Origin of the sequence: Paraburkholderia sp. PGU19 (assembly GCF_013426915.1) — a bacterium.
In the GTDB taxonomy this organism is placed as follows: domain Bacteria; phylum Pseudomonadota; class Gammaproteobacteria; order Burkholderiales; family Burkholderiaceae; genus Paraburkholderia.
Genome location: NZ_AP023181.1, coordinates 1706602 through 1723296, shown reverse-complemented (window position 1 = coordinate 1723296; position 16695 = coordinate 1706602). Strand labels below are relative to the sequence as shown.

The following is a 16695-nucleotide window of genomic DNA, read 5'->3' as shown; positions in this document are numbered from 1 at the left end:
TCACAGGAAAGAATATGGCAAGCGTTAGCGTATCGATAGACATTGCAGTATCAGCAGAAAACGCATGGCATGTGGTCGGCGACTTCGACGGTTTGCCGGGCTGGCTCGAACTCATCCGCTCGTCTTGGCTGTCGGACGGCGGGCGGGTTCGCCATCTCGAAGCGGTGAATGGTTCGTCGATCGTCGAAAGGCTGCTCGATCACAGCGATCAGAACATGCAATACCTTTACACGATCCTCGAAGGACCGGACCCCGTGACGGATTACACGGCGTCGATGTCGTTGCGCAGGATCGACGGGCATCACGCCACGGTGACATGGGCGAGCCGCTTCGAGCCAAACGACCCGAACGAGGCCGAGTCGCTCACCGCCCATTATCGGAGTCTGTACCTGGCGGGCCTGACGCGCCTCAAGGCGGTTCTGGAAACTCAGGGCCGCTGACCCGCGCTGAATCTCTACGTGCCATTTCGCACAGCGCGTGCGTTTTGCGAAACGCGGCATCCGTCGTCCCAGTACATTGTTCAGCTACTGCGGCGCCCTGCTTTCATGGGCTCCGCAGTAACCGCAACATTCGCCATGACTGGTCAACGGAGATTTAGATGTCAGCAAACACCATTGCAGCTTATCTGGCTCAAACGCTCGCGGCTGCGGGCGTCGAACGCATCTGGGGCGTGACGGGCGACAGCCTGAATGGCCTTGCCTACGCCCTCGACAAGGCCGGCGACATTCGCTGGATGCACACGCGCCACGAAGAATCCGCTGCATTCGCAGCGGGCGCCGATGCCGCATCCACCGGCCGGCTCGCCGTGTGCGCGGGCAGTTGCGGCCCGGGCAACCTGCATCTGATCAATGGCCTGTTCGACTGTCATCGCAATCACCAGCCCGTGCTCGCGATCGCCGCGCATATTCCATCGACGGAGATCGGTCTCGGCTCCTTTCAGGAAACGCATCCCCAAGAGTTGTTCAAGGAGTGCAGCCATTACGTGGAGCTTGTGTCGTCCGCCGGGCAGTTTCCGCGTGTCCTCGCGCGCGCGATGCGGACGGCCATCGAGGAGCGCGGCGTCGCTGTAATCGTGTTGCCTGGCGACGTCGCATTGGGCGACGGCCCCGACGAAGCACCGACGTGGACAGAAAGCGCGCCGCCGCGCATCGTGCCCGCCGAGGCCGATCTCGAGCGTCTTGCGGCGCTGCTGAATGGGTCGGATGCTGTCACGATCATGTGCGGCAGCGGCACGCAGGGCGCGCACGACGAAGTCGTGGCGCTTGCGGATACGCTCGGCGCGCCCGTCGTGCATGCGTTGCGCGGCAAGCAGTTCGTCGAATACGACAATCCTTTCGACGTCGGCATGACAGGGCTGATCGGTTTCAGCTCGGGCTATCACGCGATGATGTCGTGCGACACGCTGCTGCTGCTCGGCTGTGATTTTCCGTATCGCCCGTTCTACCCGTCGCATGCGAAGATCGTGCAGATCGACTGGAAGGGGTCGCAACTCGGCCATCGGGCGCCGCTCGCGCTAGGTCTCGTAGGCACGATCAAGGAGACGATCTCGGCGACGCTGCCCAGGCTTCAGCGCAAACAGGACCGCGGCTTCATCGACACGGCCCGCAAGCATTACGCCGCCGCGCGCAAGGGCCTTGATGAACTCGCAACGCCTTCGCCCGCAGGCGAGCCGGTACATCCACAGTACCTCACGCGCATGATCGACGAGATCGCCAGCGAGGATGCCATCTTCACCGCCGACGTCGGCACACCGACCGTGTGGTCGGCGCGTTATCTGACGATGAACGGCAAGCGTCAGTTGCACGGTTCGTTCAATCATGGATCGATGGCGAATGCGATGCCACAGGCGCTCGGCGCGCAGGGCGCGCATCCGGGTCGTCAGGTCGTGTCGCTCTCGGGCGACGGCGGCCTCTCGATGCTGCTCGGCGATCTGCTGAGCGCACGTCAACTCGGGTTGCCCATCAAGGTCGTGGTGTTCAACAACAGCGTGCTGGGTTTTGTGTCGATGGAACTGAAAGCGAGCGGCTATCTCGACACGAACGTCGACCTGAGCAAGACTGACTTTGCAGCGATTGCGAAAGGCGCGGGCATCTTTAGCATTCGCGTCGAAGATTCGGAACAGGTTGCCGGGGCGTTGAAAGAAGCCTTCGCGCATGATGGTCCTGCCGTCGTCGATGTCGTGACGGCGAAACAGGAACTCGCGATGCCGCCGAAGATCAAGCTTGAACAGGCCAAAGGTTTTAGTCTGTACATGATGCGCGCCATTCTGAATGGCCGTGGCGACGAAATCGTGGATCTCGTGCGGACCAATTTCCGCTGATGCATGGAGCTTCGGCGCGCCGCCATTCGTGCGTTAAGGATGGCGGCCGCCGAAGTCCGGCATTGATTCCGTCAGATCGCAATTTCGCGTGTAGCGCACTTCCATTAATCGCGCTCCTCCAGTCTCGATCACTTTGGCAGAACCGTCGCGCTCGAATCCTCGTCGACTGTAGAAGGAACACGCTGCTGCGTTATCTTTCAACACCCACAGCACGACAGTACCGTAGCCTTTTGCACGTAGCCGCTCGCAAGCCGCATGAATCAGTGCAGTGCCGATGCCGCGACTCCAGACATCCGATTCGACGTAAATCGCCTCGACCTCCGCACAGCGCGAGTCAAGGTCTTCGTCACGCGAGGGTCCGAACGCAACCCAGCCGACCACGACACAGTTCATCACAGCAACCAGCACGCACGGCGCCCCCGCTGACAACGCCTTGCGCCATTTTTCCGCTCTTGCGTTTTCGTCGAGATTCGCAAGGTATTCGATTGGCAACAATGCCTTGTACGCGTCGCGCCAGGTCGCGACGTGAACCTTCGCTATTCCTTGTGCGTCATCGATTGTCGCAAGCCTTATATCCACGCTCTGCGATGACCCCGCTCCATCATGCAAATCCCACCTCCTGTCGTTTTCCGCCGGTTTCCGGACGCATGAGCGACGGCCCGGTCCTGGGCATATCAGCACACTGTACTTGATGATTTTGCCTGGCGTGTTCAGCGCGAAGGCATCCCACAGCCCATTGGCGCCCCATTTCGCGATCGGATTCAAGTTCGATCAAATGCCTGCTGCATCCGCCGGGTTCGCCATGCAATTCATGGAGTGTGTCAATTGAGTCATTCGCAAGCGCGCATCGCAAGCCGCGATTCTTCGAGCCCGTCGCTCACGCTTGACGACATCACGATCGTCGACCACAGCCTGCTCAAACGCGCCGTCGGCGCCATGGCGCTCGGCAACGCAATGGAATGGTTCGACTTCGGCGTGTACAGCTATATCGCTGTCACGCTCGGCAAAGTGTTCTTTCCGTCGAGCAGCCCGTCGGCGCAGTTGATCGCGACCTTCGGCACGTTTGCCGCCGCGTTCCTCGTGCGCCCGATCGGCGGCATGGTGTTCGGGCCGCTCGGCGACCGCATCGGCCGTCAGCGCGTGCTCGCGATGACGATGATCATGATGGCCGTCGGCACGTTCGCGATCGGCCTGATTCCGAGCTATGGTTCGATCGGCATTCTCGCGCCCGCGCTGCTGCTCGTCGCGCGTCTCGTGCAGGGCTTTTCGACGGGCGGCGAGTATGGTGGCGCCGCTACCTTTATCGCCGAGTTTGCGACGGATCGCCGTCGTGGCTTCGCGGGGAGCTTCCTCGAATTCGGCACGCTGGTCGGCTATATCCTCGGTGCGGGTACGGTTGCCGTACTGACGGCGACGCTGTCGCAGGAAGCGTTGTTGTCGTGGGGCTGGCGTGTGCCGTTCTTTATCGCGGGCCCGCTGGGTCTTGTGGGCCTGTATATCCGGATGAAGCTCGAAGAGACGCCTGCGTTCAAGAAGGAGGCGGAAGCGCGTGAAGCGGACGAGATGTCGCGTCCGAAGCAGAAGTTCGTGGAACTGCTCGCGCAGCAATGGAAGCCGTTGCTGCTGTGCGTCGGCCTCGTGCTGATCTTCAACGTCACCGACTACATGGCGCTGTCGTATCTCCCGAGCTACCTGTCGGCCACGCTGCACTTCAACGAATCGCACGGTCTGTTCCTCGTGCTGCTCGTGATGGTGCTGATGATGCCGATGACGCTCTACGCGGGTCATCTGTCCGACAAGATCGGCCGCAAGCCCGTCATGCTGCTCGGCTGCGTGGGTCTGTTCGTGCTGTCGATTCCGGCGCTGCTGCTGATCCGTATGGGCACGGTGCTGCCCGTGTTCAGCGGCCTGCTGATTCTCGGCGCGCTGCTGTCGACGTTCACGGGCGTGATGCCGTCGTCGCTGCCTGCCCTCTTCCCGACGAAGATCCGTTACGGCGCGCTGGCGATTGGCTTCAACGTGTCGGTGTCGCTGTTCGGCGGTACGACGCCGCTGGTTGCTGCATGGCTCGTAGACAGAACCGGTGACGCGATGATGCCCGCGTACTACCTGATGGGCGCGTCGATCATCGGCATCGTGTCGGTGCTCGCCCTGCGCGAAACGTCGTGCAAGCCGCTGCTTGGCTCGGGTCCGTGCGTGGCGACACATGCGGAAGCGATGAGCCTTATTCGCGGTGCCAAACGCGCTCACACTGAGAAGAAACGCCTGGCGCTGGTGCGCGAACGTGCGTAACGTCAGCGCCCAGCAAGCATCCTTCCGCCGAGCCCGATCAACAGCACGCCCGCCGTCGTGTCGATCACGGCTTTGCGCCGAACCATGAAACTGCGGATGGCGGGGTGAGAAGCCAGCAGCGCCATCGCGCAGTACCACGCGCACGATATGCCGATCGACAGCGCCACAACAGCGATATCGAACGACAGTCCAGCATGCGCTGGCACCATCACGGCAAATATGCTGCCGTAGAACGCGACCGATTTGGGGTTTGTCATGCTCACGAGATAGCCGCGTTTCGCGGCGGCCCAACCAGACCCGGCGGTCCGTGCCGGCGCGGACAAAGGTTGGCGCGCAGTCACGATCATCTTCGCGCCGAGCCAGATCAGATAGGCCGCGCCCGCAATCCGCAATGCCATCTCGATCCACGCGACATGCGTGACGATCAGACTCAGGCCCGCAATCGCGATCAACGCCCATGTGCCCGACGCAGCCGCCAGCCCCAGACCAGTCGATACGCCAGCGCGTCGCGACGCAACCGCCGTCGATGTGACGATCACGAAGTTGGGCCCAGGGCTGGCAACGCTAAGCAGCAACACGCCGCACAGCGCGAGCAAACTGTTGATGGGATCGAGCATGTTTTCTTCCGCGGACGTTGGACGTAAATTCGATTTCGATCATACCCGAGGCTATTTCAGTAAGCGTAAGCGCTTATCACGCGCCTGACCGTTTCCAGCGATTCGCGCAGCACATCGAGTTCGACAGAACCCAACGCGAGGCGGACAGCATGAGGCACATGGTGCGAAGTCGCGTAGGGCTCAGCCGTCGACACTGAAATGTGTTCACGCATCAGCGCCGCCGCAACCTGATCCGCGCGCACTTCTTCCGACAACGGCAACCAGACGAAATACGACGATGGGTGGCGAACACAGTTCAGGCCCGCGAGAATCTCAGCGGCCATGGCTTGCCGGATCTTCGCGTCGCGGCGTTTCTCCGCTTCCAGCCGCTTGACGGTGCCATCATCGAGCCACGCGCACGCAATCGACGTCATCACACCGGGCGTATTCCACGTCGTCGCCCTGATGATCCGCTCGATATCTTTCATCGATTCAGCCGACGCCACGACAAAACCCACGCGCAAACCGGTAGCGACGTTCTTCGAAAAGCCGGACACGTACACGGTCGTTTCCGGCGCGAGCGCGGCGAGCGGCGCGGGCGGTTTGTCGGCGAGAAAGGCATACGCGGCGTCTTCGATTATCAATAGCCCATGCCGGCGCGCAATCGACACGAGTTGCTTGCGCCATTGCGCACTCGTCACCCAACCGAGCGGATTGTGCAGCGTCGGCATCACATACACGGCGCGCACGCGCCGCGTCCTGCACAAGCGTTCGAGCGCGTCGAGGTCGAACCCTTGCCCATCCGCCGGGATCGGCGCCAGTTCCAGCCGACAGGCCTCGGCGAGCACCTTGAAACCCGGATACGTCAGCGTGTCCACTGCGACCACATCGCCAGGGCTGAGCAGCGCCATCACGGTCGCGGCCAGGCCCGCTTGCGCGCCATTCACGAGCGACACCTGGTCCCAGCCGATTTCGAGTCCCCTGCAAGCCAGATGACGCGCCACGGCCGCGCGCTCGTGCTGGCGTCCGCCATGCGGCTGATAGCGAAGCAGGCTTTCCAGATCGCCGGACGCAGCAAGCTGACGCAACGCGCCGCGCAACAGATCGGCCTGACCCGGCAGCGCCGGATAGTTGAAGTTGAGGTCGACCATGCCCGCCGCGAGCGCGAACTGATCGATGCCCTGTCTAGGCGGCAGCGAAATTTCCCGCACGAACGTACCGCGTCCCGTCTCTCCGCTGACGAGACCCATCGCCGCAAGTTCGGCGTAGACCCGCGTCGCCGTGACGAGCGCGAGTCCGTGCGTGGACGCGAGCTGGCGATGCGTCGGCAGGCGCGTGCCGGCGCGCAGGCGTCCCGAGCGAATATCCGCGGCAAGCGTGTCGACAAGTTCCTTGTACCGGGGCTGAGCCATATCCAGATGTATCCATGACAATTATTTGATTGTAATGGTATCTGCGCATAGCATCATCTCACCCCATTCATCGGCAGGCGAACATCATGCACATCGCGATTCTCACTTTCGAAGGCTTCAACGAACTCGATTCGCTGATTGCGCTCGGCATTCTCAACCGGATCAAGAAGCCGGACTGGCGCGTGTCGATTGCGACGCCGCACGCACGCGTGAATTCGATGAACGGCGTCGTGATCGAAGGGCAGATCGCGCTGCACGAGGCGAATGCTGCAGATGCAGTGATTGTTGGCAGTGGCGCGTTGACGCGCAATGTCGTTGCCGATCAGACCTTGATGGCGCAGATGCAGTTCGATCCGTCGCGCCAGCTGCTTGGCGCGCAGTGCTCCGGCACACTCGTGCTGGCGAAGCTCGGGCTGCTCGATGGCGTGCCCGCCTGCACGGACCTCACGACGAAACCGTGGGTCGAGGAAGCGGGCGTGGACGTGCTCAATCAGCCGTTCGTCGCGCGAGGCAACGTCGCGACTGCGGGCGGATGTCTTGCCTCCCAGTATCTGGCCGCATGGGTCATCGCGCGCTTCGAAGGCGTCGACGCAGCCGCGAGCGCGATGCATTACGTCGCGCCTGTCGGCGAGAAGGAAGAGTACGTTGCGCGCGCGATGCGCAATATCACGCCGTTTCTGCAAGAGACGAGCGCGGCCATGTAAGCGCGCACTTTTTTTGCCGCTTCTCTGTCATCGAATTCGCGACACGATTCTCACGCGATGCGACATGGAAAAGGGCACGAAAAAGGCACTGAAAAAATATATCGAATCCAGCATCAGATCCGCTCAAGCCACCCCGATATCGGCCGACAACCAACGTAATCAACGATGCGCATTGCTTCATCTTTAGCGCACCGCGAGTCGATATCGGATGGTAGTTCGTCATTGGGCAGAGGTCATTTTGAAGCTTACGGATTCGATCGCATTCAAATTCAGCGCGGCATCGGGCGCCGCGCTCGCAGTCACGGTTCTACTTCTCACCACGGTCGGCGCGTTGAACGTGCGTCATCAGGCTGTCGACGAGTTCGAGCAATCCAGTCACGCCAGAATCGTCCAGGCCGACGAATCGCTTGATGTGAGCTTTAAAGAGGTCGAACAGAACCTCACGTATCTGACCCAAACGGCGCAACTGAAAGCCGCCGACCAGAGCATCACCGACTATCTGAACCACGGCGGCCAGATGACGCCGGATAAGAACGGCGAAGTCGAGAAGACGATCTTCGCGTTGCTCAAGCAGTTCGGCGATACGCATCCCAACATGCGCTATCTCGACATCGGCACGCATTGGGGCGGCTATGTGCAATGGCCGATCGAAAGCCTGAACGGCGAGCACTACGATCCGCGCGTCAGGCCGTGGTATCAGCTGGCGATGACGGCGCCTGATCGCGTCGTGCGGCCCGCGCCTTATCTGAGCGCGGCCGGCTCCGGCGGCGCGATCATTCCGTTCGCGCGTGTCGTCAAGGACAGCAAGGACGAGATTCTCGGCGTGCTCGAAGGCGACATCTCGCTCGACGACTTCGCGCGGCTCACCAGTGGCATCCAGTTCGGCAAGACCGGCTATCTGCTCGTTACGGACAGCAGCGGAAAAATTCTGATCGACCCGCGCGAGAAGAAACATGAGTTCAAGGAACTGAAGGGCCTGGGCGGCGGATACGAACAACTGTCCAATGGCAGCGATGGGCTCGTTCGCATCCAGATGGACGGCGTCGATTATCAGTCGTTCATCTACACGTCACCGAAGAACGGCTGGAAGTACTACGCGCTCGTGCCCGATTCGGAAATGATGGCAGCCGCCAACCGGCTCACGTGGACGCTGATCGGGATGGGGCTGCTGGTGCTCGTGGTCGCCGTGCTCATCATGATTGCGTTGGGCCGCAGGATGACCGATCCCATTCGCAATCTTGCCAACTCGATGCACGAAATCGCATCCGGCGATGGCGACATGACGCGGCGTCTTCCTCAACTCAGCAACGACGAAGTCGGCCATCTCGCGAGGCAGTTCAACGCATTCGTCGAAAAGCTGCACGGTGTGCTGCTGAAGGTGAGGACGAACAGCCGTCACCTCGAACTCGCTGCCGGTGAAGTGTCGGCGGGCAATCTCGATCTGTCGTCGAGAACCGAGCAACAGGCCGCGTCGATCCAGCAAACGGCGGCCAGCATGGAAGAACTGGCGGGCACGGTGCGCGGCACGGCCAATCAGGCGACGACGGCCAACGCCGTCGCCGCGGGCGCCGTGGATGCCGCGCGTCGCGGCAACGAGGCCGTTGCGGGCGCGGCAAAGACGATGAACGCTGCCGTCGAGCAATCAGGGCGCATTGTCGGCATTGTGGGGATGATCGAGGGCATCGCGTTCCAGACCAACATCCTGGCGTTGAATGCCGCTGTTGAATCGGCGCGCGCAGGCGAGAGCGGTCGCGGCTTTGCCGTCGTCGCCGCCGAAGTGCGCAACCTGGCCCAGCGTTCGACCAGCGCGGCAAAAGAGATCAAGGCACTGCTTGAGGCTTCTGTCGGCAACGTCGAGGCGGGTGCCGAACAGGTCAATCTCGCAGGCAAGACGATCGCCGAACTGACGGATGCCGTGTCCAACCTCGCCACGATCACTAGCGAAATCGCGGATTCCGCGCGCGAGCAAAGCCGCGCGATTGGTGAGGTCAATCAGGCCGTGTCGCTGATGGACCAGTCGACGCAGCAGAACGCAGCGCTGGTGGAAGAGATTGCCGCCACGTCCGAATCGCTCAGCACGCAAGGCAAGGATCTGAACGCGACGGTTGGGTTCTTCAAGCTTGGTGCGTGAGGCGCGCAACAGTTAAGCGACTCGCATTTAACGCCCGCTTTCCTGCGCCCGCCGAGACGAGATGCGTGCGCACGAGTTGACGCATTTCGGCGAGCAGCACGGCCTGAACCGCCGAACGCCACTGTTCTCGGACGCACAACCACCGTTCTCGTTTCGAGAAGTATCAATTGACCTGGCGAGGGATTCTGCTGCGGACGCAGCGTCCCTAGACTTTGCATCAAGTGATCGGGATGCCCCAGTCACCTCTGACCAAAGGAAACCGCCATGAAGCTCTACTACCACCCGCTGTCCGGCCACTCGCACCGCGCCCGCCTGTTCCTGTCGCTGCTCGGCATCGACCACCAATCGATTCAGGTCGATCTCGCCGCCGCCGAGCACAAATCCGCCGAATTTCTGAAACTCAACCGCTTCGGCCAGGTCCCGGTTCTCGTCGACGGCGACACCACGATCGCCGACTCCAACGCGATTCTGGTGTACGTCGCCCGCAAGTTCGGCAAGACCGACTGGCTGCCGCAAACGCCCGCGCTGGAAGCCGCCGTGCAGCGCTGGCTGTCCGTGGCCGCCGGCGAGATCGCGTTCGGCCCGGCCGCCGCGCGACTCATTACCGTGTTCGGCGCAAAATACAACGCCGAAGAGCTGATTGCCCGCGCGCATCGCATCCTCAAGCTGATCGACGAAGAGTTGGCCGGGCGCGAGTACATCGCGCAAGCTCATCCGACGATTGCCGATGTCGCGCTGTACAGCTACATCGCGCGTGCGCCGGAAGGCAACGTCGACCTGTCGTTCTACCCGAACGTCAACGCGTGGTTGCGCCGCATCGAGGCGCTGCCTGGCTTCGTCGAGTTCCAGAAAACGCCTGTCGGCCTCGCCGCCAATAGCTGAGCGCGTCAGTGAGCGGAAAGCCCGCGCGTGGCTTTCCCGGCTTTACGACCGGAGGTAAATCATGAGCACGGTATCGACGGATAAAGGGTCGCCCTGGCACGCAGGCGAACTGGCGCTGCAAGAGAAAGTCGGCGTGGCGCCGAAGATGCAGGAACTCGGCCGCCGGGTGATCCGCGACTACATGCCCGATCAGCACCGCACTTTCTACAGACAATTGCCGTTCATCGTGGCCGGCGCAGTGGCTGACGACGGTGATGTATGGGCGACGCTCGTTGCCGGTCAACCGGGCTTCATGCAGTCGCCGACCGAGAAGATTCTGCACATGCAGGTTGCCGCCGATCCGCATGACCCCGCATCCGGCGGCATTCATGAAGGCGCGGCAATCGGTCTGCTCGGGATCGAGCTGGACACGCGCCGCCGCAATCGCTTGAACGGTCTGTTGCGTGGCGCGACGTCGCAAGGTTTCGACGTCGAGGTCATCCAGAGCTTCGGCAACTGCCCGCAATACATCCAGGCACGCGATTTCGAATTCATCCGCGATCCCGGCATGTTTTCCGACATCGCGCCCACGGAGTTCGATGGCCTGACCGGTCACGCCCGCGCGATGATCGAAGCCGCGGACACGCTGTTTGTCGCGTCCTATGTGGGCGAAGGCGAGCAACGCCAGGTCGACGTGTCGCATCGCGGTGGCAAGGCGGGCTTCGTGCGTATCGGCGACGACGGCCACCTGACCATTCCCGATTTCGCGGGCAACCTCTTCTTCGCGACGCTCGGCAACTTTCTCGTCAACCCGCGCGCAGGGCTCATCTTCGCCGACTTCGAAACGGGCGATGTCCTGCAATTGACGGGGGACGCGACCGTCGATCTCGACTCGCCCGAGATCGCCGCGTTTCAGGGCGCGGAGCGGCTGTGGCATTTCACGCCACGACGCATCGTCTATCGCAAGGGCGCGCTGCCGCTGCGGTGGAAGTTTCAGGCCAATGGCTGGTCGCCGAACTCGCTGATGACAGGCAGTTGGGACGAAGTGACAAGCCGCCTGAAGGCCGCTGAACTGGCGAACGCATGGCGGCCGTTCAAGGTGACGAACGTCGTCGATGAAAGCTCGGTGATCCGTTCGTTTCACCTCGAACCGGTGGACGGCGCGGGGCTCATTCCACATATCGCGGGTCAGCATCTGCCCATCCGCGTCATGCCGCCCGGTCACGACAAGCCTGTGATCCGAACCTATACGCTGTCGACGGCACCCGCCGATGGCCTCTATCGGATCAGCGTGAAGCGCGATGGACTCGTATCGTCGCATCTGCACGATACGCTGCATATCGGCAGCATCATCGAAGCGCGTGCGCCCGCTGGCCAGTTCACGATCGATGCCGCCGAGCGGCGTCCCGCCGTGCTGCTCGCCGCCGGCGTCGGCACCACGCCGATGCTCGCGATGCTCAGGCATATCGTCTACGAAGGGCTACGCAAGCGGCGCGTGCGCCCGACGTGGTTTTTCCATTCGGCACGTTCGCTGAAGGAGCGCGCGTTCAGCCGCGAGATCGAAACGCTCGCGGTGTCCGCGAAAGGCGCGGTGAACGTGGTGCGCGCATTGAGTCACACCGACGGCGCGCGCGAAGGCAAGGACTTCGACGTCGAAGGCCGGATCGATGTCGCGCTGCTGTGCGACACGCTGCCCTTCAACGACTACGACTTCTATCTTTGCGGACCGTCGACGTTCATGCAGTCCATGTACGACGGCTTGCGCGATCTCGACGTCGCGGACAACCGCATACATGCCGAGGCGTTCGGGCCGTCCGGGCTGCAACGCAGGAAGGATGCCGCCGCCGTCACGGGTCCCGCTCGCGTCGCAGCGGACCAACCGGTCCCCATCGCGTTCGTCAAGTCGGGCAAAGAAGCGCGCTGGAGCCCGGACAGCGGTTCATTGCTGGAGCTTGCGGAAGCACGCGGACTGAATCCCGAATTCGGTTGCCGTGGCGGCAGTTGCGGCACGTGCCGCACGCGCATCGTGGAGGGCGCGGTGGCGTACACCATGACGCCGGAATTCATCGTGCCGGACGACGAAGCGTTGATATGTTGCGCCGTACCCGCCAACGCGGAGACAGGCGGCGGCGACCGTCTGCTGCTCGATCTGTGAGGCAGGCCGTGCCGGGCGGTGTGGGAAACGCTGTTATGCTTGACGCTCGCTTGCCTGTCGACACCCGGCAGGCGTCCCCTATCCCCTTCCCGTTCATCTCCTCAGACATGGACAGGCTCCAGGCAATGCACACCTTCGTGACCGTGGTCGAGACGGAAGGCTTCGCGTCCGCGGCGCGCAAGCTCAACGTGTCGCCGTCGGTCATCAGCCGGGTCATGAACGAGCTCGAAGAACACCTTGGCGTGCGGCTGTTGACCCGCACGACGCGCGTCGTGCGGATGACCGATGCGGGTGCCACGTTCTTCGAGGATTGTCGCCGCATCCTCGCGGAAATCGAGGCGGCCGAGCTTTCGGCTGCCGGTGCCAACACCACGCCGCGCGGCCAGTTGACCGTGACGGCACCTGTCCTGTTTGGAAAGATGTATGTGACGCCCATCGCTCACGACTATCTGACGCGCTATCCGGCCGTCAATCTGAATTGCTGGTTTCTGGATCGCATCGTGAATCTCGTCGACGAAGGGGCGGATGTCGCGGTACGCATCGGCGAGTTGCCGAGTTCGTCGTTGCAGGCGATTGCTGTCGGCAAGGTGCGCCGCGTGCTGTGCGCTTCGCCCGCTTATCTCGACGCGCATGGCGTGCCGCAGCGTCCCGACGATCTCACGTCTCACGTGACCATCCAGGCGACAGGCCTCACTTCCGCGCCCGAATGGCGCTTCAGCGTGGACAACAAGCCGCTGACAGTGCCGATCCAGCCGCGCCTCGTGACCACCACCAATGATTCCGCGATCTCGGCAGCATTGGCGGGGCTGGGCATCGTGCGTCTGTTGTCGTATCAGATCGCGCAGGAACTGGCGGACGGTACGTTGCGCGCCGTGCTGGCCGATTATGAACTGGCTGCATTGCCCGTACATGTCGTCCATCGCGAAGGCAAGCATGCGAATCAGAAAGTGCGCGCCTTTCTCGACCTCGCCATCGAAACGCTCAGGGCGAAGGCTTCGCTCTGGCATGCGTAGCGTGTGCCGTCCGGCTGATTCATGACACGCACGATGCCCCATTCCGCAGACGACACGCAGCCCGCAGCACGAGAGCATGCGCAGTATGGCTACGTCGACGGCGCTGGCATCGAAGTGCTTCATGCGCGCTTCGAGCGCCATCGGTTCACGACGCATACGCACGACACGTGGGCGATCGGTGCAGTGCTACGCGGCGCAAAGGACTCGATGACGGACTCGCGGCAACCGTCGATCGTCAACGCTGGCGAGGTGTACGCGATTGCGCCGCACGTCGCGCACGCGGGCATGTCGATCGGCGATCACGGATGCGAATACGTGATGCTCTATGTGCCCGATGTCGAATGGCGATTGCAGTGCGAGATTCACGGTGTTTCGCCGCATGCGTTTTCGCAGCCCGTGACGATGCGCCGTGCGATGGCTCCGTTCGTGCAGTTCGCCGCGCTGTCGACGCAACGCTCGCACATGTCATCGACATGGCCCGATGAATGGGCGCTGTTGTGCGAAGCGGTGCTCGGTTCGATGAACTATCGCGATGCGTCGGCACAGACCTCGTCGAGAGTCTCCGACAAGCGTCTGCGCGACGCACGGGCCTACTTGCAGGCATTTTCCAGCCGTAACGTGTCGCTCGACGAACTGGCGCGCGAGGCGTCGCTATCGGCGTCCGAGTTGTGCCGGCGCTTTACGGCTGCGTTTGGGTTGAGTCCGCATCGCTATCAACTCGTGCTGCGCCTTAAGACGGCAAAGCACTTGTTGCTGGATGGCATGACGCCTTCCGCCGTTGCCGCCGCAACCGGCTTCGCGGATCAAAGCCACCTCGGACGCCACTTCAAGGCCGTGTTCGGTGTGACGCCTGGCGCCGTGGCGCGGCGAAACAGCGCAAGAACGTTCTAGATCGCCTGCTGCGCGACGCATAAGGTAGTGCCTCGCACATTGCCTGAGAGCACTTTTCTATGCACACCGCGACCACACCGCCACGCATCGCCATGTTTCAGGACTCGTTCACCGACGAGGTGGTCGGCTTGATCCTGCATATCCAGAATGACGAAAGCAAGGTCGGCATATCGATCGAGGATCAGCCCGAGCTTCTCGATATCAATCGATACTTCATCACGAATGGCGGCGGTTTCTGGATTGCACTCGACCCGCAAGAACATGTGGTCGGCACGATCGCCCTGCAGATCGAGACGGCAACGGTTGCGGTGCTGAAGAAGTTCTTCGTATCGGCAGCGTGGAGAGGTGCGGGGATGGGATGCGCGTCGCGTCTTTACGAAACGCTGTTGGCGCATGCAAAGCTCAAAGGCATCGAAACGATCCTGCTCGATACCCCTTCCGTTTCGACGCGCTCACATGCGTTTTATCGACGTCAGGGGTTCCGGCAGATCGCGGCTGATGAATTGCCCGTCAAGTACGCTTACCCAGACCGGGATTCGTTGCTGTTCAGGCTGGATCTCGCCTGAGATCAGAAACGATAATTCACCGATGCAAGCGTATTGAGTTCGCTTCGGCGTTCGGTGATCGGGCTCGCGGCCGCGTAGTGCTGCAAACGCCCAAGCGTCACCGCGACCGAGGCGGCCCAGTGCTTCGAAATGTCGTAGCTGACGTAGCCATTCAGATGCACATCACGAATGCCTGCGCCCGTGTTGTACGCAGGCAGTCCCGACGCTGCGCTCTGCTGGCTCGACACACCAAAGAACGTTCGCGTGTACTCCGCGTCCGCCCAGGTAAATCCGGGACCCATCGAAAACAGCCAGCCTCCAACGGGCAGCGACGCGTAAAGATCGCTGACAACGGTCTTGCCTTGACCATGTCCGGCGATGTCCTGATACATCGCCACGGACCCGGTGAAAATCCACGCCGTGTAGTCGGCGAATAGCTTGAGTTTCGGGCCGCCGTCGACGTTACCCAGCCCGTGCAGATGCGGATCGTCCTTTTCGTGGCGCGACTGGAAATCGAAGCTGAGCGCTGCACCGACGTGATAGTTCTCGCTGCGCAGCACGTTCAGTCCCAACACGTCAGGGCCTTGCGAAAACACGCGGTCGTCGTAAGAGATGTCGAGCGCGGGATAGGGAAACACACGCAGTTCACGCGAGCCGGGATACAGCGGCGTGATGACGACGCCAGGCCCGATGCCGATCTTCCATTTGCTGGCGGGCTTTGCTGTCGCGTCGCTTTGTTGCGAAGTCGACGAAGTTGACGAAGAGGACGAAGAGGGAGGCGGCGCGTCGTCGGCCCATGCTCCCGCCGTGTGAAGCGCCAACGTCATTGCCGACGCCAGCGCAGCGGCGCGTCTTGCCGCGTTGAAGCAACTCCACTTCATCATCACGCGCGGCCTTTGCCCATCGCCGCAAGTTGCCGCAACCGGCGGGCAAGCGCCTTCGACACCACGGGCTTTCCGCCCGCATCGCCCGTACGGCTCGTGATTTCGCTTTCGCGCAGGAACAGCGCAGTCTCCCGCGCGACGATCTCGCGCTCGTTGTCGGATGTAATCATGTGATACGAATCGTCGAGCCAGATGGTGCGCAAGAAGGTCGATCCAATCGCCGAAGCCACGAAGCGCGGATTGCGCGGACTCGATGTTTCATCGTCGATTGCATGGATGATCAGGCAGTCGTTGCGGATCGTGCGCACTTGCGAGCGCACGCATGCCGCGAGCCGGCTGGCTTCGTGCAGCGCGGGTAGCGAGATCGTCGATGGGCCGACTTCGCTGAAGTCGTCGCGCTCCATCGCGCGTGCGATCTTGGCCCGCAGCGCGTCGTTGCGCAGCCCGTACGGCGCCGATTCGCGATAGCGATAGCGCGAACGCAATGGCGAGTAGTACGCCCAGTTCAGCAAGAAGCGATACCACGGAATGGCCCAGCCGTCGTAGGCGAGCGTAAGCGACAGCAGCGCGACGGCCTGCGCCTGCGGGCGACGATGCACGAGCGCGAGCGCGAGCGCCGCGCCGATCGAAAGGCCGCAGATCGATACGCGCTCGTAGCGCGCCGCAAGCGCGTCATATTCGCGTGTCGCCGCGTCGAGCCAGTGCTCCATCGCCTGCTCTTTCGAGCCCGCCGTGTAGCCGTTCAGTACAGGCACGCATGTCGTGAAGCCTTCGTCGCTCAGAAAGCGTGCAAGGTAGCGCAATTCCAGCGGCGAACTGGACAGGCCATGCAACATCAGCACGGCGTGGCCATCGCCTTCGTTGAAGATCGTTCGGACTGAGGTTTTCATG

15 protein-coding genes are annotated in these 16695 nt (G+C 62.1%); 10 read left to right on the top strand and 5 right to left on the bottom strand.

The genetic code is table 11. From position 1 onward, the window contains the following. Positions 1-14: 14 nt before the first annotated feature. The gene (locus H1204_RS37400; RefSeq protein ID WP_180733723.1) at positions 15-440 is read left to right on the top strand and encodes an SRPBCC family protein; all 426 of its coding nucleotides are present in this window, start codon (positions 15-17) and stop codon (positions 438-440) included. Between the two features lie 158 nt (positions 441-598). Continuing rightward, positions 599-2320 carry a ubiquinone-dependent pyruvate dehydrogenase gene (gene poxB, locus H1204_RS37395; RefSeq protein ID WP_180733722.1) on the top strand — a complete coding sequence of 574 codons (1722 nt, stop codon included), beginning with the start codon at positions 599-601 and terminating at the stop codon, positions 2318-2320. A gap of 33 nt (positions 2321-2353) precedes the next feature. On the opposite strand, the gene H1204_RS37390 is transcribed toward poxB, so the two are convergent. After that, positions 2354-3085 (bottom strand): GNAT family N-acetyltransferase, encoded by a 732-nt coding sequence (locus H1204_RS37390; protein WP_243468838.1) that lies wholly within the window; start codon positions 3083-3085, stop codon positions 2354-2356. 60 nt (positions 3086-3145) lie between these two features. On the opposite strand from H1204_RS37390, the gene proP reads away from it, so the two are divergent. Beyond that, positions 3146-4612 (top strand): glycine betaine/L-proline transporter ProP, encoded by a 1467-nt coding sequence (gene proP / locus H1204_RS37385; RefSeq protein ID WP_180733721.1) that lies wholly within the window; start codon positions 3146-3148, stop codon positions 4610-4612. Between the two features lie 2 nt (positions 4613-4614). Here the strand turns inward: proP and H1204_RS37380 are convergent, their stop codons facing one another. Continuing rightward, a complete protein-coding gene (locus H1204_RS37380) occupies positions 4615-5229 on the bottom strand; it encodes a LysE family transporter (RefSeq protein ID WP_180733720.1) in 615 nt (204 codons plus the stop codon). Between the two features lie 56 nt (positions 5230-5285). Beyond that, positions 5286-6620: a PLP-dependent aminotransferase family protein gene (locus H1204_RS37375; protein WP_180733719.1), complete on the bottom strand. Its 1335-nt coding sequence runs from the start codon at positions 6618-6620 to the stop codon at positions 5286-5288. Between the two features lie 86 nt (positions 6621-6706). Here H1204_RS37375 and H1204_RS37370 point away from each other — a divergent pair, with 86 nt between their 5' ends. From H1204_RS37370 to H1204_RS37340, 7 genes are all read left to right on the top strand, one after another. After that, entirely contained in the window at positions 6707-7324 is a 618-nt protein-coding gene (locus H1204_RS37370) for a DJ-1/PfpI family protein (protein WP_180733718.1), read from the top strand. A 238-nt stretch (positions 7325-7562) separates the two neighbouring features. Further along, entirely contained in the window at positions 7563-9455 is a 1893-nt protein-coding gene (locus H1204_RS37365) for a methyl-accepting chemotaxis protein (protein WP_180733717.1), read from the top strand. Between the two features lie 264 nt (positions 9456-9719). Continuing rightward, the gene (locus tag H1204_RS37360) at positions 9720-10337 is read left to right on the top strand and encodes a glutathione S-transferase (RefSeq protein WP_180733716.1); all 618 of its coding nucleotides are present in this window, start codon (positions 9720-9722) and stop codon (positions 10335-10337) included. A gap of 61 nt (positions 10338-10398) precedes the next feature. Continuing rightward, the gene (locus H1204_RS37355) at positions 10399-12471 is read left to right on the top strand and encodes a pyridoxamine 5'-phosphate oxidase family protein (RefSeq protein WP_180733715.1); all 2073 of its coding nucleotides are present in this window, start codon (positions 10399-10401) and stop codon (positions 12469-12471) included. A gap of 107 nt (positions 12472-12578) precedes the next feature. Beyond that, positions 12579-13484, top strand: coding sequence for a LysR family transcriptional regulator (locus tag H1204_RS37350; RefSeq protein WP_180735169.1), 906 nt, complete (start codon positions 12579-12581; stop codon positions 13482-13484). A 33-nt stretch (positions 13485-13517) separates the two neighbouring features. Then, the gene (locus H1204_RS37345; RefSeq protein ID WP_180733714.1) at positions 13518-14375 is read left to right on the top strand and encodes an AraC family transcriptional regulator; all 858 of its coding nucleotides are present in this window, start codon (positions 13518-13520) and stop codon (positions 14373-14375) included. Between the two features lie 59 nt (positions 14376-14434). After that, positions 14435-14941 (top strand): GNAT family N-acetyltransferase, encoded by a 507-nt coding sequence (locus H1204_RS37340; protein ID WP_180733713.1) that lies wholly within the window; start codon positions 14435-14437, stop codon positions 14939-14941. Positions 14942-14943: 2 nt separating this feature from the next. On the opposite strand, the gene H1204_RS37335 is transcribed toward H1204_RS37340, so the two are convergent. Beyond that, positions 14944-15804: a MipA/OmpV family protein gene (locus tag H1204_RS37335; RefSeq protein WP_180733712.1), complete on the bottom strand. Its 861-nt coding sequence runs from the start codon at positions 15802-15804 to the stop codon at positions 14944-14946. Beyond that, positions 15804-16694, bottom strand: coding sequence for an alpha/beta fold hydrolase (locus tag H1204_RS37330; protein ID WP_180733711.1), 891 nt, complete (start codon positions 16692-16694; stop codon positions 15804-15806). Before H1204_RS37330 ends, H1204_RS37335 begins: the two co-directional genes overlap by 1 nt. Position 16695 lies beyond the last annotated feature (1 nt).

Coding starts and splice junctions, on each gene's coding strand:
- H1204_RS37360 (WP_180733716.1), top strand. CDS start 9,720: ATGAAGCTCTACTACCACCCGCTGTCCGGCCACTCGCACCGCGCCCGC.
- poxB (WP_180733722.1), top strand. CDS start 599: ATGTCAGCAAACACCATTGCAGCTTATCTGGCTCAAACGCTCGCGGCT.
- H1204_RS37350 (WP_180735169.1), top strand. CDS start 12,579: ATGGACAGGCTCCAGGCAATGCACACCTTCGTGACCGTGGTCGAGACG.
- H1204_RS37375 (WP_180733719.1), bottom strand. CDS start 6,620: ATGGCTCAGCCCCGGTACAAGGAACTTGTCGACACGCTTGCCGCGGAT.
- H1204_RS37380 (WP_180733720.1), bottom strand. CDS start 5,229: ATGCTCGATCCCATCAACAGTTTGCTCGCGCTGTGCGGCGTGTTGCTG.
- H1204_RS37335 (WP_180733712.1), bottom strand. CDS start 15,804: ATGATGAAGTGGAGTTGCTTCAACGCGGCAAGACGCGCCGCTGCGCTG.
- H1204_RS37370 (WP_180733718.1), top strand. CDS start 6,707: ATGCACATCGCGATTCTCACTTTCGAAGGCTTCAACGAACTCGATTCG.
- H1204_RS37330 (WP_180733711.1), bottom strand. CDS start 16,694: ATGAAAACCTCAGTCCGAACGATCTTCAACGAAGGCGATGGCCACGCC.
- H1204_RS37345 (WP_180733714.1), top strand. CDS start 13,518: ATGCCCCATTCCGCAGACGACACGCAGCCCGCAGCACGAGAGCATGCG.
- H1204_RS37340 (WP_180733713.1), top strand. CDS start 14,435: ATGCACACCGCGACCACACCGCCACGCATCGCCATGTTTCAGGACTCG.
- H1204_RS37355 (WP_180733715.1), top strand. CDS start 10,399: ATGAGCACGGTATCGACGGATAAAGGGTCGCCCTGGCACGCAGGCGAA.
- H1204_RS37400 (WP_180733723.1), top strand. CDS start 15: ATGGCAAGCGTTAGCGTATCGATAGACATTGCAGTATCAGCAGAAAAC.